17 protein-coding genes and 1 pseudogene are annotated in these 20,865 nt (G+C 40.3%); 17 read left to right on the top strand and 1 reads right to left on the bottom strand.

What is annotated here, in order from left to right:
- Positions 1–56 precede the first annotated feature (56 nt).
- The 8 genes and pseudogenes from ACX5JI_RS16070 (at position 57) to pyrG (ending at position 10,153) form a co-directional block, all read left to right on the top strand.
- Positions 57–2,165 carry a (Fe-S)-binding protein gene (locus ACX5JI_RS16070; protein WP_459502023.1) on the top strand — a complete coding sequence of 703 codons (2,109 nt, stop codon included), beginning with the start codon at positions 57–59 and terminating at the stop codon, positions 2,163–2,165.
- Positions 2,166–2,174: 9 nt separating this feature from the next.
- Positions 2,175–3,459: pseudogene (locus tag ACX5JI_RS16065) on the top strand (acetyl-CoA C-acetyltransferase).
- Positions 3,460–3,477: 18 nt separating this feature from the next.
- Positions 3,478–4,329 (top strand): 3-hydroxybutyryl-CoA dehydrogenase, encoded by an 852-nt coding sequence (locus ACX5JI_RS16060; RefSeq protein ID WP_459502022.1) that lies wholly within the window; start codon positions 3,478–3,480, stop codon positions 4,327–4,329.
- Between the two features lie 95 nt (positions 4,330–4,424).
- Positions 4,425–5,555, top strand: coding sequence for an acyl-CoA dehydrogenase (locus tag ACX5JI_RS16055; protein WP_459502021.1), 1,131 nt, complete (start codon positions 4,425–4,427; stop codon positions 5,553–5,555).
- 26 nt (positions 5,556–5,581) lie between these two features.
- A complete protein-coding gene (gene acdA, locus ACX5JI_RS16050; protein ID WP_459502020.1) occupies positions 5,582–6,721 on the top strand; it encodes an acyl-CoA dehydrogenase AcdA in 1,140 nt (379 codons plus the stop codon).
- A gap of 63 nt (positions 6,722–6,784) precedes the next feature.
- On the top strand, positions 6,785–7,414 hold the full coding sequence (locus ACX5JI_RS16045) for a TetR/AcrR family transcriptional regulator (RefSeq protein ID WP_459502019.1): 630 nt from the start codon (positions 6,785–6,787) through the stop codon (positions 7,412–7,414).
- 352 nt (positions 7,415–7,766) lie between these two features.
- Positions 7,767–8,288 carry a DNA-directed RNA polymerase subunit delta gene (gene rpoE, locus ACX5JI_RS16040; protein ID WP_459502018.1) on the top strand — a complete coding sequence of 174 codons (522 nt, stop codon included), beginning with the start codon at positions 7,767–7,769 and terminating at the stop codon, positions 8,286–8,288.
- 257 nt (positions 8,289–8,545) lie between these two features.
- A complete protein-coding gene (pyrG, locus tag ACX5JI_RS16035; RefSeq protein WP_459502017.1) occupies positions 8,546–10,153 on the top strand; it encodes a CTP synthase in 1,608 nt (535 codons plus the stop codon).
- Between the two features lie 35 nt (positions 10,154–10,188).
- Here pyrG and ACX5JI_RS16030 read toward each other — a convergent pair whose 3' ends face one another.
- Complete coding sequence (locus tag ACX5JI_RS16030) at positions 10,189–10,716, bottom strand: DUF2529 domain-containing protein (protein ID WP_459502016.1); 528 nt, start codon at positions 10,714–10,716, stop codon at positions 10,189–10,191.
- Positions 10,717–10,921: 205 nt separating this feature from the next.
- On the opposite strand from ACX5JI_RS16030, the gene spo0F reads away from it, so the two are divergent.
- The 9 genes from spo0F to prmC all read left to right on the top strand — a co-directional run bounded on the left by spo0F (position 10,922) and on the right by prmC (position 20,637).
- Positions 10,922–11,290 carry a sporulation initiation phosphotransferase Spo0F gene (spo0F, locus tag ACX5JI_RS16025; protein ID WP_000398590.1) on the top strand — a complete coding sequence of 123 codons (369 nt, stop codon included), beginning with the start codon at positions 10,922–10,924 and terminating at the stop codon, positions 11,288–11,290.
- Between the two features lie 211 nt (positions 11,291–11,501).
- Entirely contained in the window at positions 11,502–12,359 is an 858-nt protein-coding gene (locus tag ACX5JI_RS16020) for a class II fructose-bisphosphate aldolase (protein ID WP_459502015.1), read from the top strand.
- Between the two features lie 421 nt (positions 12,360–12,780).
- Positions 12,781–14,070 (top strand): UDP-N-acetylglucosamine 1-carboxyvinyltransferase, encoded by a 1,290-nt coding sequence (murA, locus tag ACX5JI_RS16015; protein ID WP_459502014.1) that lies wholly within the window; start codon positions 12,781–12,783, stop codon positions 14,068–14,070.
- A 309-nt stretch (positions 14,071–14,379) separates the two neighbouring features.
- On the top strand, positions 14,380–15,345 hold the full coding sequence (glpX, locus tag ACX5JI_RS16010; protein ID WP_459502013.1) for a class II fructose-bisphosphatase: 966 nt from the start codon (positions 14,380–14,382) through the stop codon (positions 15,343–15,345).
- 514 nt (positions 15,346–15,859) lie between these two features.
- On the top strand, positions 15,860–17,131 hold the full coding sequence (gene rho, locus ACX5JI_RS16005; protein ID WP_459502012.1) for a transcription termination factor Rho: 1,272 nt from the start codon (positions 15,860–15,862) through the stop codon (positions 17,129–17,131).
- Between the two features lie 377 nt (positions 17,132–17,508).
- Positions 17,509–17,754 carry a type B 50S ribosomal protein L31 gene (locus ACX5JI_RS16000; RefSeq protein WP_000643436.1) on the top strand — a complete coding sequence of 82 codons (246 nt, stop codon included), beginning with the start codon at positions 17,509–17,511 and terminating at the stop codon, positions 17,752–17,754.
- Positions 17,755–17,862: 108 nt separating this feature from the next.
- The gene (locus tag ACX5JI_RS15995) at positions 17,863–18,447 is read left to right on the top strand and encodes a thymidine kinase (RefSeq protein WP_459502011.1); all 585 of its coding nucleotides are present in this window, start codon (positions 17,863–17,865) and stop codon (positions 18,445–18,447) included.
- Between the two features lie 271 nt (positions 18,448–18,718).
- Entirely contained in the window at positions 18,719–19,786 is a 1,068-nt protein-coding gene (gene prfA / locus ACX5JI_RS15990) for a peptide chain release factor 1 (RefSeq protein ID WP_459502047.1), read from the top strand.
- Positions 19,786–20,637, top strand: a complete 852-nt coding sequence (gene prmC / locus ACX5JI_RS15985) for a peptide chain release factor N(5)-glutamine methyltransferase (RefSeq protein WP_459502010.1) — start codon at positions 19,786–19,788, stop codon at positions 20,635–20,637. Before prfA ends, prmC begins: the two co-directional genes overlap by 1 nt.
- The last annotated feature ends 228 nt before the right edge of the window (positions 20,638–20,865 follow it).

The raw sequence follows: 20,865 nt of genomic DNA, 5'->3' as shown, positions 1-20,865 counted from the left end.
CTCTTTTTGAAGATTCTAAAAGAGAAAAGGCTTACAAAGAGAGGGGTAGCATAAAAATGAATAGCTTACTGATTATCAATTGGCTGGCTGCCATTGCTGTTATTGCTTATGCGGGATATTTGTTTGTATATCTTATACGAACGAGGATGGCCTACATACAATTAGGGAAAAAGGTTGAATTTGATCGCCGTTTTAAAGAGCGGTGGGATCTTCTCAAGGTTAACGTTTTTGGTCAAAAGAAATTACTTAAGGATAAAAAAAGCGGCATCATGCACGTTATGTTTTTTTACGGATTTATTCTCGTCCAATTCGGAGCAATTGACTTCATTTGGAAAGGACTCGCACCAGGATCACATCTTCCACTTGGACCACTATATTCTGCATTTACATTCTTCCAGGAAATTGTCACACTTATGATTTTAATCGCTGTTTTTTGGGCTTTTCATAGACGATATGTTGAAAAGCTTGTTCGTTTGAAACGAAATTTTAAATCGGGACTTGTTCTTATTTTTATCGGGGGCTTAATGCTTTCTGTACTGCTGGGTAACGGTATGGGCATTATATGGCACGGCGAGGAGCTTTCATGGAGCGAACCGATTGCTTCTGGAATCGCTTACGTTTTCTCGGGGGTAAATGAAACCGTAGCCATTTCATTGTTCTATTTCTCTTGGTGGGTGCATTTACTTATTTTGTTAACGTTTTTAATTTATGTACCACAATCAAAACACGCACATTTAATTGCTGGGCCGGCAAATGTATTTTTTGGCCGTCTTTCTAATCCAGGAAAACTTGAAAAAATTGATTTTGAAGATGAAACACAAGAAACATTTGGCGTTGGAAAAATTGAAGACTTTAGACAGACGCAGCTCATTGATTTATACGCTTGTGTAGAGTGTGGGCGCTGTACAAATATGTGTCCAGCAACAGGGACAGGCAAGATGTTATCACCGATGGACTTAATTTTGAAGCTTCGCGATCATTTAACTGATAAAGGAGCAGCGGTCACATCGAAGGTACCATGGGTTCCAGCAGTCGCGTTTAACAATACACAAGGGAATCAGTTAGCGATGATGGCAGCGGGTCACGGACAACAAGAATCAGCAGCGGCACTTACTTATGATCCAAGTTTAATTGGAGAAGTCATTACTGAAGAAGAAATTTGGGCATGTACAACGTGTCGTAACTGTGAAGATCAGTGTCCAGTTATGAATGAACATGTTGATAAAATTATTGATTTACGTCGTTATCTTGTTTTAACAGAAGGAAAGATGGATGCGGAAGCGCAGCGTGCAATGACAAATATTGAACGCCAAGGGAATCCATGGGGACTAAATCGGAAAGAGCGTGAAACATGGCGCCAAGGTGATGAGGAAGTAACGGTTCCAACTGTGAAAGAGAAAACGAAAGCTGGCGAAGAATTTGAATATTTATTCTGGGTTGGGTCTATGGGATCGTATGATAATCGCAGTCAGAAAATTGCGATATCGTTTGCGAAGCTAATGAATAAAGCGGGCATATCGTTTGCGATTCTTGGTAACAAAGAAAAGAACTCTGGAGATACACCACGCCGTCTCGGAAACGAATTCGTATTCCAAGAGATGGCAACTAAAAATATTGAGGAGTTTGAAAAAGCAGGTGTGAAGAAAATCGTTACGATTGATCCGCATGCTTATAACACATTTAAGAATGAGTATCCAGACTTTGGCCTACAAGCGGAAGTCTATCATCATACAGAATTGTTAGCACGGTGGGTGAAAGAAGGGCGATTAGAGCCGGTTCACCGTATTGAAGAGACGATTACGTATCATGACTCCTGTTACTTAGGGCGATACAACGAAGTATATGAAGCACCTCGCGATATTTTAAAAGCAATTCCAGGTGTGAAAGTTGTTGAAATGGAGCGTAACCGTGAAACAGGCATGTGCTGCGGCGCAGGCGGCGGGCTTATGTGGATGGAAGAAACAACAGGATCGCGCATTAACGTTGCACGTACAGAGCAAGCACTTGCGACATCACCGTCAATCATCGGTACAGGATGTCCGTATTGTTTAACGATGATTAGTGACGGTACGAAAGCAAAAGAAGTAGAAGAAAGAGTTCAAACACTTGATATAACAGAGATTTTAGAACGCTCTGTAATTGGGTCTCAAAAAGAAGTGGTGTAATAAGTAAGAATTCATACAACTTTAGAAGGAGGTGCAAGATTTGCACCTCTTCTCAGCGTAAGAGTACCGAGCGGGCGCTCAGCGCCGAAAAAAAGAATTGGGGGAAATAAACGTGGTAAGAACAGTTATTTTAAGTGCTGCAAGAACACCGGTTGGAAAGTTTGGGGGATCTTTAAAGGATGTGAAGGCGACCGAACTTGGGGGAATTGCGATTAAAGCTGCGCTTGAAAGAGCGGATGTTGCGGCAAACGATGTAGAGGAAGTTATATTTGGAGCGGTAGTTCAAGGAGGACAAGGGCAAATCCCTTCACGCCAGGCTGCAAGAGAAGCGGGGCTTCCTTGGGAAACACGTACAGAAACAGTGAATAAAGTTTGTGCATCAGGTATGCGTTCTGTGACGTTAGCAGACCAAATTATTCGTACTGGGGACCAAACGCTTATTGTAGCGGGCGGAATGGAGTCGATGAGTAATAGTCCTTATATTTTACAAGGTGCACGCTGGGGATACCGGATGGGCCATAATCAAGTTGCCGATTTAAATGTAGTAGATGGTTTGACATGTTCATTTTCTGGCATACATATGGGCGTGTATGGCGGGGAAGTTGCGAAGGAAGATGGAATCTCTCGTGAAGCGCAAGATGAATGGGCATATCGCAGCCACCAGCGCGCAGTTGCTGCGCAAAAAGAAGGAAGGTTTGAAGAAGAAATCGTTCCTGTTTCAGTACCGCAGCGAAAAGGAGATCCAATTGTTGTTACGAAAGACGAAGCACCGCGTGAAGATACAACAGTTGAAAAGTTAGCAAAATTAAAACCTGTATTTGATCCGTCAGCAGCGGTAACAGCAGGGAATGCACCAGGATTAAATGACGGTGGCGCGGCACTTGTATTAATGAGTGAAGACAGAGCGCGGGAAGAAGGAAGAAAACCGTTAGCAACTATTTTGGCGCATACAGCAATTGCAGTAGAAGCGAAGGATTTCCCAAGAACACCAGGTTATGTGATTAACGAGCTTTTGAAAAAAACAGGTAAGACAGTGGATGAGATTGACTTGTTTGAGATTAACGAAGCCTTTGCAGCAGTTGCAATTGCGAGTGCAAATATTGCGGGAATTGCTCCGGAAAAAATTAACGTAAACGGCGGCGCAGTTGCGATGGGCCATCCAATTGGAGCAAGCGGAGCACGAATTATTGTAACGCTTATTCATGCACTGAAGCAGCGCGGCGGTGGAGTTGGAATTGCATCGATTTGCAGCGGCGGTGGTCAAGGCGACGCAATTATGATTGAGGTTCATTAATAAAAAGGGGGAGAAGAAATGAGTGTACAAAAAATTGTTGTAATCGGTGCGGGGCAAATGGGTTCAGGTATTGCACAGGTGTGCGCGATGGCAGGATATGACGTGTATATACAAGACTTGAAACAAGAGCAATTAGATCGAGGGTTAGCTATTATTACAAAGAACTTAGCACGGCAAGTAGAAAAAGGACGGATGGATGAAGAGGCAAAGAAAGCGACGTTACACCGTCTTACAGTGACGCTTGAATTAGATTGTGTAAAAGAGGCGGATCTCGTTATAGAGGCAGCCGTTGAAAAAATGGATATTAAAAAGAAAATTTTCGCGAATTTAGATGGGATTGCACCAGAACATGCAATTTTGGCAACAAATACATCTTCATTACCAATTACTGAAATTGCAGCAGTAACAAATCGTCCAGAGAAAGTAATTGGTATGCACTTTATGAATCCAGTTCCAGTGATGAAGCTTGTTGAAATCATCCGCGGACTTGCAACAGACGATGCAGTATATGAAACAATTGAAGATATTACAAAGAAAATTGGAAAAGTACCTGTTGAAGTGAATGACTTCCCGGGATTTGTGTCCAATCGTATTTTATTACCGATGATCAATGAAGCAATTTATACGTTATATGAAGGTGTCGCAACGAAGGAAGCGATTGATGAAGTGATGAAGCTCGGTATGAATCATCCGATGGGCCCATTAACATTAGCAGATTTCATTGGTTTAGATACGTGTTTATACATTATGGAGGTTCTGCATGAAGGGTTAGGAGATAGTAAGTATCGCCCATGTCCATTATTACGTAAGTATGTAAATGCGGGTTGGTTAGGAAGAAAGACAGGCCGTGGTTTCTACGTATACGAGTAAGAAGTTAGATAAGGTAGGTCTCCCTCTTTTTTTTACAAAGTAGTGGTCTTACCAGGGAGTTGAAAGAGGATATATAGCAAATGGAGGCGGGGCATATGAATTTTCACTTTACAGAAGAACAGCAGATGATGAGAAAAATGGTTCGAGATTTTGCGCAAAAGGAAATTGCTCCCTTTGTTCCAGAGATGGAACAAGGGGTGTTTCCGAGAGAGATTTTGACGAAAATGGGTGAGCTTGGACTTATGGGGATTCCAGCGCCAGCGAAGTATGGTGGTGCGGAAATGGATTTCATTTCTTATATTTTAGCGATTGAAGAATTATCAAAGATTAGCGCAACAATTGGGGTTATTTTAGCGGTACATACATCGGTTGGTACAAACCCAATTTTATATTTTGGAACAGAGGAACAAAAGCAAAAATATGTTTCAAAACTAGTAACGGGTGAATATTTAGGTGCATTTGCCTTAACGGAGCCAAATGCAGGTTCAGATGCAGGTAGCTTAAAATCAAGGGCTGTAAAACAAGGTGATCACTATGTTATTAACGGTTCAAAAGTATTTATTACAAATGGGGGCGAGGCGGATACATATATTGTGTTTGCTTCTACGAATCCAGATGCAGGGAAGAGCGGGATTTCTGCGTTTATTGTAGAGAAAGACACACCAGGTTTAATCATTGGGAAAGACGAGCATAAGATGGGATTGCTTGGTTCTCGTACAGTACAACTAACATTTGAAGATATGAAAGTGCCGGCAGAAAACTTGCTTGGTGAAGAAGGACAAGGCTTTAAAGTCGCGATGGCGAATTTAGATGTTGGTCGTATCGGTATTGGGGCACAAGCGCTTGGAATCGCCCAGGCAGCGCTAGCGTGTGCAGTGGATTATGCGAAGGAGCGTCAGCAGTTTGGAAAGCCGATTGCCGCGCAGCAAGGGCTTGGCTTTAAATTGGCAGATATGGCTACGAGCGTAGAAGCAGCAAGGTTACTTGTTTACCGGGCAGCATCCCTTAGAAAGCAAGGGCTTCCGTGCGGAAAAGAAGCATCTATTGCAAAGCTATTTGCTTCGAAAACAGCAGTAGATGTCGCAATTGAAGCGGTGCAAGTATTTGGTGGTTACGGTTATACGAAGGATTATCCGGTTGAGAGATTTTTCCGTGATGCAAAAATTTGTGAGATTTATGAAGGAACGAGTGAGATACAAAGACTTGTTATTAGCCGTGCGCTATAGAGAAAAGAGAGCGGGGAGGAAGAAACATGCATTTTAAGTTATCGGAAGAACACGAAATGATAAGAAAAATGGTTCGAGACTTTGCGAGAAATGAAGTAGCACCAACAGCCGCTGAGCGTGATGAAGAAGAACGATTTGACCGCGCTTTATTTGATCAAATGGCAGACCTTGGTTTAACAGGGATTCCATGGCCTGAAGAGTACGGCGGGATTGGAAGCGATTACTTGGCGTATGTGATTGCGGTAGAAGAGTTATCACGTGTTTGCGCTTCGACGGGTGTAACGCTGTCTGCTCATACTTCGCTTGCTGGTTGGCCTATTTTTAAATTTGGAACAGAAGAACAAAAACAAAAGTTTTTACGTCCGATGGCAGAAGGAAAGAAAATTGGTGCATACGGTTTAACGGAGCCAGGTTCTGGTTCAGATGCAGGCGGGATGAAAACGACAGCGAGGCGTGATGGAGATCATTACATTTTAAATGGTTCCAAGATTTTTATTACAAACGGTGGTATAGCCGATATTTACGTTGTCTTCGCATTAACTGATCCAGAATCGAAGCAACGTGGTACAAGTGCCTTCATTGTAGAAAGTGATGCACTAGGATTTTCAGTTGGTAAGAAAGAGAGTAAACTTGGGATTCGCTCTTCGCCGACAACAGAAATTATGTTTGAAGACTGCCGCATCCCTGCTGAAAACTTACTTGGTGAAGAAGGGCAAGGGTTCAAAATTGCGATGCAAACACTGGACGGTGGACGGAATGGAATCGCAGCTCAAGCTGTTGGTATCGCGCAAGGAGCTTTAGATGCTTCAGTGGAATATGCAAGAGAAAGGCATCAATTTGGGAAGCCGATTGCCGCGCAGCAAGGAATTGGTTTTAAATTAGCGGATATGGCGACAAACGTTGAGGCAGCACGTCTATTAACGTACCAAGCTGCTTGGCTAGAATCTGAAGGGCTTCCGTATGGAAAAGAATCAGCGATGTCGAAAGTATTTGCTGGGGATACGGCAATGAAAGTAACAACTGAAGCAGTGCAAGTATTTGGTGGATACGGCTATACGAAAGATTATCCAGTAGAACGTTTTATGCGCGATGCGAAGATTACACAAATTTATGAGGGAACACAAGAGATTCAAAGACTTGTAATTTCTCGTATGTTAACGAAATAAGGGGAAAAAGCGTAGGGATTTTCCTACGCTTTTTCCTTCCAAATCATAGAGAGAGGTGAAGGGATGGTTAAGCATAATGTGCATGCGTCTGTAAAGGATGAGAAGTTGGTCGCACTAAGGCGTGAACAGATGATTAAAGGAGCGGTACAGCTTTTTAAACAAAAAGGATTTCCGCGTACAACAACGAGAGAAATCGCGAAAGCTGCAGGGTTTAGTATTGGGACACTGTACGAGTATATTCGTACGAAAGACGATGTTTTATATTTAGTATGTGATAGTATTTACGAACATGTAAAAGAAAGATTAGAAGAAGTAGTCTGCACAGAAAAAGGAAGCGCCCAAAGTTTAAGAATTGCGATAACAAATTATTTTAAAGTAATGGACGAATTGCAAGAAGAAGTCTTAATTATGTATCAAGAAGTTCGATTTTTACCGAAAGAATCTCTTCCGTATGTGTTAGAAAAAGAGTTTCAAATGGTGGGAATGTTTGAAAATATTTTAGAGCAGTGCACGAGAAATGGTACATTCACATTAACAAAAAAGGAAATACAACTGCTCGCTCATAATATTTTTATTCAAGGACAAATGTGGGGGTTTAGGCGCTGGGCGTTGCAAAAACTTTACACATTAGAGGAATATACAGAAATGCAGATTAGGTATGTATTGAATGGGGCACATATGGTTCCGAAATAAAATGTAAAAACCTCTTTTTTAGGTGAAAGAGAGAATCCACCCGAGCAAAGAAGCGGTCAGCTCTTTTTTGGCCCTATGTGATGTGAAACAAGAAGGAGAAAATGAGAGGAAGTCCGCTTTTTTATTCGTAGTCGCAATTTATATGTTTGAAAATCATAATGGATGTACATTATCTTTACAGGTCAATCTCGTAAGTAATAGTCCATAATCTCTTTTATCAATTCCTCCAAAAAGTTTCCCGTTTTTTTTTGTAGCATATTTGTTGGAGTTTTGTTTATAATGAATAGTATGGATTTTTTTAAACAGGCCGTTATATATAGTATTATATTTTAAGAAAGGAAGTGCCGCATAAGTGGATTTTAAGCAATATTCACCAGAAGAGCTACAAGAATTTTCCATGATTGAAGTTGTACATAGTGTTTTAGAGGATAAAAGACAGGCAACGTCATTCAATGATTTAGTTCAAGAAATCGCTCAAGTGCTGGGACTATCTCAAGAACAAGTTGCTGCGAAGATCGCACAATTCTATACAGATTTAAATATTGATGGACGTTTCATCAATTTAGGAGAAAATCGTTGGGGACTACGTAGCTGGTATCCATACGAGCAAATCGATGAAGAAATCTTACCTCAACCAAAGCCTAAGAAAAAACGTAAGGTTGAAGAGGAAGAAGAGTTTGATGACTACATTGAAGAAGACGAAGACGGCTTCGATAGTGAAGACGACAGCGATGACGATGATGTAGAAGATTTGGACGAGGTTCTTGAAGAAGACGATGATCTTGATGATTTAGAAGATGAAGATGAAGACGAATTCGCTGATGAAGAACTTGAGTATGATGAAACAGAAGAAGAGGAAGAGGAAGAACTGTAGTTCTTGACTTTTCAGTATCGTCCATGTAGAATCATTTTTGGGCTCTTTAAAACAGGACGATAATACTTTTAAAGTGTAAATATAAGAGAAAATTGCTCCCTACTTATTACTTTTGGTAATGAGGGGAGCAATTTTCTTTTTTGTTTTTTGTTTAGAAAATAAAAAGAGTCTAACAATAAGATAGATACAGCGTTATCTACATACGTTGCACTTTGCAACGGTGATTATATAACAACAAAGTAGAAGGGAGTACTTTTATGACTAAGTATATTTTCGTAACAGGCGGTGTAGTATCTTCTTTAGGGAAAGGGATTACAGCAGCATCTCTTGGAAGACTTTTGAAAAATCGTGGTTTAAATGTAACAATTCAAAAATTTGATCCATACATTAACGTAGACCCAGGGACAATGAGCCCATACCAACACGGTGAGGTATTCGTAACAGATGATGGTGCAGAAACAGACTTAGACCTTGGTCACTATGAGCGTTTCATTGACATTAACTTAAACAAATACAGCAACGTAACAACAGGTAAAATTTACTCTTCAGTTCTTCAAAAAGAGCGTCGTGGTGAATATTTAGGAGGAACAGTTCAGGTTATTCCTCACATTACAAATGAAATTAAAGAGCGTGTATATCGCTCAGGCCGCGAAACAAATGCGGACGTTGTTATTACAGAAATCGGGGGAACTGTTGGGGACATCGAATCTTTACCATTCCTAGAAGCAATTCGCCAAATTAAGAGCGATATTGGTCGTGACAACGTAATGTACATCCACTGTACATTAATCCCGTACTTAAAAGCAGCGGGTGAAATGAAAACAAAACCAACGCAACATAGCGTTAAAGAACTTCGTAGTTTAGGTATTCAGCCAAATATTATCGTTGTTCGTACAGAATTGCCTGTTTCTCAAGATATGAAAGACAAGCTAGCATTATTCTGTGACATCGATACAAAAGCAGTTATCGAAGCGCGCGATGCAGATACTTTATATGCGGTTCCATTATCTCTTCAAGAGCAAAATATGGACCAAATCGTTTGTGATCACTTAAAACTAGATAATCCAGCTGCAGATATGACAGAGTGGACTGCATTAGTTGAGAAAGTACGTAACTTATCTAAGAAAACAAAAATTGCGCTTGTTGGTAAATATGTAGAGCTTCAAGATGCATATATTTCTGTTGTCGAAGCACTTCGTCATGCAGGATATACATTTGATACAGATGTAGAAGTGAAATGGGTAAACGCTGAGCACGTAACAGCAGAAAACGTAAAAGAATTAGTTGGCGACACAGATGGTATCCTTGTACCAGGTGGCTTCGGCGATCGCGGTGTAGAAGGAAAAATCGCTGCAATTCAATATGCACGTGAAAATAAAGTTCCATTCTTAGGAATTTGTTTAGGAATGCAACTTGCATCAATCGAATTTGCGCGTAACGTTTTAGGATTAGAAGGAGCTAATTCTTCTGAGATTAATCCTGATACACCTTATGCAATCATTGACCTATTACCAGAACAAAAAGATGTAGAAGACTTAGGTGGTACACTTCGTCTTGGTCTATATCCATGTAAGCTTACTCCAGAAACAAATGCTTACAATGCGTATAGCGAACCGGTTGTATACGAGCGTCATCGTCATCGTTACGAGTTCAACAACGAATTCCGTAAAGACATGGAAGGTGCTGGATTTATTTTCTCTGGTACAAGCCCAGATGGTCGTTTAGTAGAAATCATTGAGTTACAAGATCATCCTTGGTTCGTGGCAGCACAGTTCCATCCAGAACTTGTATCTCGTCCAAATCGTCCACAACCACTGTTCCATGATTTCGTGAAAGCTTCTATTACGAATAAAGAAGGCAAGTAAGAAAAAAGGCGTCCAAATTCGGACGCCTTTTTCCTTTACTCGTATTCGTTTATCATTTCATCAATTGTAAATTTTAATCCGTGATAAGCAAAGAGAGATAAGATTAAACTTGGGAACCCGTAACGATTTCCTTCATCATCGGGGATTAACCCTTTTAGCAATTTTGTATCAATATGTACATCTGTATATTGCTCTAAAGATTCTACGCCTTCTTGAACAGCTGAAATACCGACAATGGATTGTCCTTCTGCTTGTAGTTTCTTGGCGATTGAAACGATTTCTTTATCTGTTGAAAAACGACTGATAAGAAGCACGCGGTCTGCTGAGGTAACTCCGGCTTGGTTACCACTTTCTATTAAGCGCATCGCTTGTTTTAAAGGCTCTTCGCCGTATAATGCTTCCGAAACAACGCCTTCCATTTCATTTGTACCGTGTAAATAGACAATGCCATCACCAATTAACGCTTGAGCAAGTAGACGGGCACTATCTTCTATATTCATCTCTTCTTTTTGAGAAATTCTTGTGAAATATCCGCTCAATTGAGTAGAAAAAATTTTTAACATTGTGTTGCTCCTTTCAATTGTATTAGGCGGCTTTCATTATAGCTTATTTTTGTACAAAGGCGAAGTGATAGGAGTGGCATAACAAAATGATAGACGGTAAAATAAGAAAGAATTAGGAAGGAATTTGGTAAAGAATAGCGAAAATAAATCGAATGAGATATAAGAAGCTTTTAATCTTGTATTTACTATAGAAAGGTTGGGGATTATGGAAGGGAAAATTTTAATCGTTGATGATCAATATGGCATTCGTGTGTTATTGCATGAAGTGTTCCAAAAAGAAGGTTATCAAACGTTCCAAGCAGCAAATGGATTTCAAGCTTTAGATATCGTGAAAAAGGATAATCCAGATTTAGTTATTTTAGATATGAAAATTCCAGGTATGGATGGTATAGAGATTTTAAAACATGTAAAAGAGATTAATGAAGACATTAAAGTGATTTTAATGACTGCTTACGGAGAGCTTGATATGATCCAAGAAGCGAAAGATTTAGGAGCGCTTATGCATTTTGCTAAGCCATTCGATATTGACGAAATTCGCCAAGCTGTACGAAATGAAATTGCTGTAGAGGCTTAAAAAATGAATTTTTTATAAAAAATATGGAAAAAAGCGTTTACATGGACGTATGAGCAGGTGAATACAGTTGAGTTTTTGAGTACAAGTTGTTATCCTATTGAGTGTAGAAAAAAGTCCGGTATGTATATATACATATTTTTCCTTATTCTGGTCATACTACCAGCGATAAGAACTTATCGGATACAAAAAACGTTTTTTAGGAGGATTCACCATGCCTTTAGTTTCCATGAAAGAAATGCTAAACACAGCACTAGAAGGAAAATACGCAGTTGGTCAATTCAACATGAACAACTTAGAGTGGACTCAAGCTATCTTAGCTGCTGCGGAAGAAGAAAAATCTCCTGTAATCCTAGGTGTATCTGAGGGTGCAGCTCGTCATATGACTGGTTTCAAAACAGTTGTAGCTATGGTTAAAGCTTTAATCGAAGAAATGAACATCACTGTTCCTGTAGCGATTCACCTTGACCACGGTTCAAGCTTCGAAAAATGTAAAGAAGCAATCGATGCAGGTTTCACATCTGTAATGATTGATGCTTCTCATCACCCATTCGAAGAAAACGTTGAAACTACTAAAAAAGTAGTAGAATACGCGCACGCTCGTAACGTATCTGTAGAAGCTGAGCTTGGTACAGTTGGCGGACAAGAGGACGACGTAATCGCTGAAGGCGTTATTTATGCTGATCCTGCAGAGTGTAAGCACCTTGTTGAAGCAACAGGTATCGATTGCCTAGCTCCAGCTTTAGGTTCTGTACATGGCCCTTACAAAGGTGAGCCTAACTTAGGATTTAAAGAAATGGAAGAAGTTCGTGACTTCACTGGTGTACCTTTAGTACTTCACGGTGGTACTGGTATCCCAACTGCTGATATCGTGAAAGCTATCTCTTTAGGTACTTCAAAAATCAATGTAAACACTGAGAACCAAATTGAGTTTACAAAAGCTGTTCGCGAAGTATTAAACAAAGACCAAGAAGTTTACGATCCTCGTAAATTTATCGGACCTGGTCGCGAAGCTATCAAAGCAACTGTTATTGGTAAAATTCGTGAATTCGGTTCTAACGGTAAAGCGTAAGAATAAAATTCCGTTTTGGAAACCGTCTAGTCTTTTAGACGGTTTCCTTTCATTGTATAATGAAAGCGCGAACAAGTCTTAAGATTAATTAAATTTATACATTTCTTTGTATTATCTATCTTTAAAAGGAGTTTTCTACTTCTTTTAAAGATAGAAATGGAACATAATGTGCATAATCCTATTAATAAATGTAATAACGTATCTAAAGTAATCGGTGAATAAATATTGACAGGCAGCTAGCTTTCATCTGCTCACTTACCGTTATTATTTTTAGGTGAGGTCTTGCTGTTTGTTAAGTTTAGAGTAGAGAGTATGGTATTAATAGTTTGTTGAACGAATGTGATTCTTAAGGATAGGCTTTCTATTTTCTTTATAGAAAGGGGAATGGAAAGTAAATACATTCACAAGAAGGGAGCTCAACATGGAAAAGTTGCTGATTGAAGGTGGACGACCTTTAAACGGATCAATTCGCGTGAGCGGTGCGAAAAATAGTGCTGTTGCTCTAATTCCAGCAACCATTTTAGCTGATACTCCAGTGACCATTGGTGGTATACCTAATATTTCAGATGTGAAAATGTTAGGAGACTTACTAGAGGAGATTGGGGGAGTTGTAGCATACAATCAGGAGGAAGAGATGACGGTTGATCCTTCCAAAATGGTTGCGATGCCTTTACCAAATGGGAAGGTGAAAAAATTACGCGCTTCTTATTACTTGATGGGCGCGATGCTTGGCCGTTTTAAAAAAGCTGTAATTGGGCTTCCTGGTGGATGTCACTTAGGACCAAGACCAATTGATCAGCACATTAAAGGGTTTGAAGCACTAGGGGCACATGTGACAAATGAACAAGGTGCAATCTATTTAAGAGCGGACGAATTACGAGGAGCGCGAATTTATTTAGATGTTGTTAGTGTAGGAGCGACAATTAACATTATGCTAGCAGCTGTGCGTGCGAAAGGTAGAACAGTGATTGAAAATGCTGCGAAAGAACCAGAGATTATTGACGTAGCTACATTGCTAACAAGTATGGGAGCACGAATTAAAGGTGCTGGTACAGACGTGATTCGTATTGATGGCGTCAATTCTCTGCACGGTTGTCACCATTCTATTATTCCAGACCGCATTGAAGCAGGTACGTACATGATTTTAGGGGCGGCGTCTGGCGGTGAAGTAACAGTTGATAATGTAATCCCGCAACATTTAGAGTCAATCACTGCAAAACTACGCGAAGCTGGTGTACAAGTTGAGACGAACGACGATCAAATTACGGTAAATGGGAATCGTAAACTTCGGATTGTTGATATAAAAACACTTGTGTATCCAGGGTTTCCGACAGACCTGCAGCAACCTTTCACGACTCTTTTAACAAAGGCGCATGGAACGGGAGTTGTAACGGATACGATTTACGGTGCTCGCTTCAAACATATTGATGAATTGCGCCGAATGAATGCACAGATCAAGGTAGAAGGTCGTTCTGCTATCGTGACAGGTCCTATCGCGTTACAAGGAGCAAAGGTAAAGGCGAGCGACTTACGAGCTGGTGCTGCACTTGTAATTGCAGGATTGATGGCTGAAGGGATTACAGAAGTGACTGGTCTTGAACATATTGACCGAGGCTATGAAAATATAGTAGACAAGCTGAAAGGTCTTGGAGCAAACATTTGGCGAGAACAAATGACGCAGCAAGAAATTGAAGAAATGAAAAATGCATAAATTGCAATGATTATTAGCAGTGTACCTCTTGCAGGGGACAAAAGAGGGGCACTCCCGTTAGTGGGGGACGAAAATCACTGCTGGCGGGAGTTTGTATAGAAAGAGACAGGTTATAAAATACGGCATAAAGTGAAACTTTAATCGGTGGGGGTTTTCTTCATCCCCCACTGATTATTAGTTGAACGAATCGGGCTTTTACGGGCAGTTGATCTCCCACCTAACTTCTTTGCATTCGCTGAACTTTGAGGTGGGAGTCTTACTGTCCGTTAATGCGGGATAAATATTAAGGCTTAAAGGAGAGGGATTATTGTGGAAAGAAGTTTATCTATGGAGTTAGTACGTGTAACAGAGGCTGCAGCATTATCATCAGCGCGTTGGATGGGACGCGGGAAAAAAGATGAAGCAGACGGTGCAGCAACATCTGCAATGCGTGACGTGTTCGATACAATTCCGATGAAAGGTACAGTTGTAATTGGTGAGGGTGAAATGGATGAAGCGCCAATGCTGTACATCGGAGAAAAATTAGGAACAGGATACGGTCCACGTGTCGACGTTGCGGTTGATCCGCTAGAAGGAACAAATATTGTGGCAGCTGGAGGCTGGAATGCCCTTGCTGTTATTGCAATTGCGGATCACGGTAATTTGTTACATGCTCCTGACATGTACATGGATAAAATTGCGGTTGGCCCAGAAGCAGTTGGTGCAGTTGATATTAATGCACCAATTATTGATAACTTACGTGCCGTTGCAAAAGCAAAAAATAAAGATATTGAAGATGTTGTAGCGACGGTGCTAAACAGACCACGTCACCAAGCAATTATTGAAGAAATTCGTAAAGCTGGTGCTCGTATTAAATTGATTAATGATGGCGATGTAGCTGGAGCGATCAATACAGCATTCGATCGCACAGGCGTTGATATTTTATTCGGTTCTGGTGGTGCACCTGAAGGCGTTCTTGCAGCAGTTGCCTTAAAATGCTTGGGTGGAGAAATTCACGGGAAGCTTCTTCCTCAAAACGAGGCTGAGTTAGCTCGTTGCAAAAAAATGGGCATCGAAGATATAAATCGTATTCTTCGTATGGAAGACTTAGTAAAAGGTGACGATGCAATCTTTGCAGCAACAGGTGTAACAGATGGCGAATTACTACGAGGCGTTCAATTTAAGGGTAGCGTTGGTACAACTGAATCCCTTGTTATGCGTGCAAAATCCGGAACAGTTCGCTTTGTTGACGGACGTCACAGTTTAAATAAAAAACCAAACTTGGTTATTAAATAAAAAGCGGAGGCGGCTCGCTTAGAATCGCAGGGCATTGGAGCTCTCGACCAAGAAGCGCTTTTGGCTTCGTCAGAGAGAGCGAAATGACCGGAGATTCTAGCCGCTGAAGCTGGATTAAAATAAAAACAGAGGCGGCCCGATCAGAATCGTAGGGCATTGGAAATCCTGACGAAGAGGCGTTCTTTTCCTCAGAAGAAGGGATGAAATGACCGTTCCTTCTAACTGCCAGGGCTGGATAAATAAAAAGTGGAAACGGCTTGATCAAATCTGATTTTTCCCTCATTCAAATGATTTAAAGAGAAAAACTGAAGCGATATAAAAAGCGGAGACAACTTTTCTTGTCTTCGCTTCTTGTATTTGTGATACAACGTATTGATTAAAACTAGATAAAAGGGTTACAATAGTGAATATTACCCTACTTGAACTTATTGCCTTTCATTATTATGTATTTGCCTTCCGTATATTTTCCCTTTACCCATGTGAAAAGAGAATAATGTTAAAGTGTGGTGTCTGAATGAATTTGTCAATAGCAGCATTAGAAAACATGAAGTTAAAAGAGTTATATGAGCTTGCGAAAGAATTTAAGATTTCGTATTACAGCAAATTAACAAAGAAAGAGTTAATTTTTGCAATATTAAAAGCTCGCGCAGAAAAAGAAGGTTTCTTTTTCATGGAAGGTGTACTGGAAATTATTCAATCAGAAGGATTTGGTTTCCTACGTCCAATCAACTATTCTCCAAGTTCAGAAGATATTTATATTTCAGCTTCGCAAATTCGTCGTTTTGATTTGCGTAATGGGGATAAAGTTTCTGGTAAAGTACGACCTCCGAAAGAAAATGAACGCTATTTTGGTTTGCTGCAAGTCGAGGCTGTAAATGGTGACGATCCAGAATCAGCAAAAGAGCGTGTGCATTTCCCTGCGTTAACACCGTTATATCCAAATCGTCAAATGAAATTGGAAACGGAAACAAAGAAATTATCAACACGCATCATGGATTTAATCGCACCAGTTGGATTTGGACAACGTGGTTTAATTGTCGCGCCTCCAAAGGCTGGTAAGACGATACTGTTAAAAGAAATTGCTCACAGTGTCACAACAAATCACCCAGAAGCAGAACTAATCGTACTTTTAATTGATGAACGTCCAGAGGAAGTAACCGATATTGAACGTTCTGTTAAAGGTGATGTTGTAAGTTCTACGTTCGATGAAGTACCTGAAAATCATATTAAAGTAGCTGAGCTTGTATTAGAACGTGCGATGCGTCTTGTAGAACATAAAAAAGACGTTATTATTTTAATGGATAGTATTACCCGTTTAGCACGTGCTTACAACCTCGTTATTCCACCAAGTGGACGTACATTATCGGGTGGTATCGACCCAGCTGCGTTCCATAGACCAAAACGATTTTTCGGGGCAGCTCGAAACATTGAAGAGGGCGGTAGCTTAACGATTTTAGCAACAGCACTTGTTGACACAGGGTCTCGTATGGATGATGTGATTTACGAAGAGTTTAAAGGAACAGGTAATATGGAACTTCATTTAGATCGTTCGTTAGCTGAGCGTCGTATCTTCCCGGCAATTGATATTCGTCGTTCTGGTACGCGTAAAGAAGATTTATTAATTCCGAAAGAACATTTAGACAAGCTATGGGGTATTCGCAAAACAATGCGCGATACACCAGACTTCGTTGAAAGTTTCTTACGTAAGTTACGTCAAACGAAAACAAATGAAGAATTTTTACAAAACATTGTTGCAGATTCCAGAAGATATGTAACAACGAAGTAAAGGGAAACGGTGATGACTCGCTTATTTTTATGCTAAGCGAGTTTTTTATGTTTTTTGAGGGGGAATTTTATCCGGTTAGAGCTGGATGAGTCGCTTCCGCTTTTATTTTATATCTAGCTCCAGCGGCAAGAATGGTCGGTGGCTTCGCGTCTTCCTACGAGGCAAAAAGCGCCTTGTGTGCGAAAGAACCTTAGCCCGTCAGAGCTGGACGAGCCGCTTCCACTTTTATTTTTACAATGCTAAAAACAGGTAGTTGCAAAATGAAGTTAGCCTTGTTATAATTTCATCATATGTGTTTCATCATTATAGTTGTATTTGCAGCTAAAGATGAAAAACTCTGTTTCGAAAATGATTCAGGGCGGAAGGAGATGAAAAGAATGAAAGCAGGAATTCATCCGGATTACAAGAAAGTTGTATTCATGGACACAAACACAGGCTTCAAATTCTTAAGCGGATCTACTAAAGGATCTAGCGAAACGGTTGAGTGGGAAGATGGAAACACTTATCCATTACTAAAAGTTGAGATCAGTTCTGATTCTCACCCATTCTACACTGGACGTCAGAAGTTTGCTACTGCAGACGGACGTGTTGACCGCTTCAACAAGAAATACGGTCTTAAGTAATAAAAAACATAAAACAGGCAAGTGTATCTATTCGCTTGTCTGTTTTTTTTGCGAAAATATTAAACCTTTACCCTACTTTGGATAAGAAGTAGATGAAAGGAGAGCTCCATGTACTTAATAAATCAAAACGGTTGGATTGAAGTGATTTGCGGGAGTATGTTTTCTGGAAAATCGGAAGAGCTCATCCGCCGCGTACGCCGTACACAATTTGCAAAGCAACATGCAATTGTATTTAAACCATGTATTGATAACCGTTATAGTGAAGAAGATGTTGTCTCACATAATGGATTAAAGGTAAAGGCAGTTCCTGTTGCAGCTTCAAAAGATATATTTAATCATATAACAGAAGACATGGACGTTATTGCAATTGATGAGGTGCAATTCTTTGATGGGGACATTGTGGAAGTGGTGCAAATATTGGCAAATCGTGGCTATCGTGTCATTGTAGCCGGTTTAGACCAAGATTTCCGTGGTCTACCATTTGGACAAGTTCCTCAGTTGATGGCGATTGCTGAACATGTAACAAAATTACAAGCGGTGTGTTCTGTATGTGGATCTCCGGCGAGCCGTACACAACGTTTAATTGATGGTGAACCAGCGGCGTTTGATGATCCAATTATTTTAGTTGGTGCTTCAGAGTCGTATGAACCACGTTGTCGTCATTGTCATGCAGTACCCACAAAACAAAGATAAGTGAAACTCGCTACAATAGGGCGAGTTTTTTTCGAAAATAGATGAAGAGTAGTGCGAACCGCCTGCGCTTTAAAGATATATCTAGCTCCGGCGGCAAGAATGGTCGGTGGCTTCGCTTCTTCCTACGAGGCAAAGAGCGCCTCTCTGTCAGAAGCTCCATCCCCCTCCCATTCTGAGCGAGCCGCCTGCGCTTTTAAAATATAATTTGCGTTTTTTTGATTAAGTACCATATACTATTTGTATTAGATACTAGGATGTTGAGGTGAATGATGTGTTAGATCGTTTGCAAGCTGTAGAAGATCGTTATGAGAAGTTAAACGAGTTGTTAAGTGATCCAGCAATTATTAGTGATTCGAATAAACTTCGTGAATATTCAAAGGAACAATCTGATATGCAAGAAACGGTAGAGGTATACCGTGAGTATAAAGATGTTCGTGAGCAATTAAAAGATGCAAAAGCAATGCTGGAAGATAAGTTAGATGCTGATATGCGTGAGATGGTAAAGGAAGAAGTTTCTGAGCTAGAAGGACAAGAGAAAGAATTATCAGAGCGTCTGAAAATCTTACTTGTTCCAAAAGACCCGAATGATGATAAAAACGTTATCGTTGAGGTTCGTGGTGCTGCTGGTGGTGATGAGGCAGCTCTATTTGCTGGTGATTTATATCGTATGTATAGCCGTTATGCTGAGGTACAAGGTTGGAAAACTGAAATTATCGAAGCGAGCTATACAGAATTAGGTGGATATAAAGAGATTATCTTTATGATCAACGGTAAAGGCGCTTTCGCAAAGCTGAAATTTGAAAATGGTGCGCACCGTGTGCAACGTGTCCCAGAAACAGAGTCTGGAGGACGTATCCATACTTCAACAGCAACTGTAGCTGTATTACCAGAAGCAGAAGAAGTAGAAATCGATATCCATGAAAAAGATGTTCGTGTTGATACATTTGCTTCTAGTGGTCCTGGTGGACAAAGTGTTAATACAACGATGTCAGCGGTACGTTTAACGCATTTACCGACTGGTGTAGTTGTTTCTTGTCAGGATGAGAAGTCACAAATTAAGAACAAAGAAAAAGCAATGAAAGTATTACGTGCGCGTGTTTATGATAAATTCCGACAAGAAGCACAAGCTGAGTATGATCAAAACCGTAAACAAGCTGTTGGTACGGGGGATCGTTCAGAGCGTATCCGTACGTATAACTTCCCGCAAAATCGTGTTACAGACCATCGAATTGGTTTAACGATTCAGAAGCTAGATCAAATCCTACAAGGTAAGTTAGATGATTTCATCAATGCCTTAGTAATGGAAGATCAAGCGCAAAAGATGGAGGCAGCTGAGTAATGCGTGTCTATGAAGCCCTGAAATGGGCTTCTTCTTTTTTACAAGAAAATGGACGAGATGAAAATGCGGGAGAAATTGTCCTTTGTCATGTATTAAAGACGAACCGAACAGGTTTAATGATGAATATGCGTGAAGAAATGTCCCTGGAACAAGAGGGAATATTTATGAATTTTATCCATAAACATGTGGATGGAATTCCAGTTCAATATATGATTGGATATGAAATGTTTTATGGTCGTTCATTTTTGGTAAATGAGGAAGTATTAATACCGAGGCCTGAAACGGAAGAGCTTATCGTCGGTGTGCTAGATAGAGTTCAGCGTATGTTTGGTAATCAGGAAATTCATGTAGCTGATATCGGAACAGGAAGTGGAGCGATTTCAATCACACTTGCTTTAGAAAATAAAAACCTTCGTGTATATACAGTAGATATCGCACAAGAATCTATTGAGGTTGCGAAAGAAAATGCGAAAGCATTAGGTGCAAATGTAACGTTCTATCATGGGGATTTATTATCACCATTTTATGAAACAGGACAAAAATTAGATGTCGTTGTTTCAAACCCTCCGTACATTCCAGAAGAAGATTGGAGAGGCCTTTCTCCGGTCGTAAAAGAGCATGAACCAAAGCGTGCACTTGTAGGCGGAGAAGACGGGCTTGATTTTTATCGCCGCTTTACGGAAGAATTGCCAAGCGTTTTGCAGAAAAAAGCGATTGTTGCTTTTGAAGTAGGGGTAGGGCAAGGTGAGGATGTAAAAGAATTATTGAAACAAGCATTTCCGCATGCAGATGTAGAAGTTGTCTTTGATATTAATGGAAAAGATCGCATGGTCTTTGCAGAGATGGAGTAAGGATAAACCTTACTCCTTTTTTTATATAAATCCATTTGCATAGCCGGATGCTCTTACCCATCTAAAAAAGAAAAGTGGTATGTTTGATTCTCCACTTTACTTCTATATCAATTCATGTTGATTGTAGTCACGGCTATGAAAGTAAATAAAGACCTCCACTCATTTTCTCCTTGTGTTTTCACATGGCATGGGGTGAAAAAAGGCACTGACCGCACCTATGCAGGGCTG

The organism is Bacillus sp. C1, from assembly GCF_054570475.1.
Note: the sequence above shows the minus strand (reverse complement) of the source record. Positions and strands in the feature narration are given on the sequence as shown.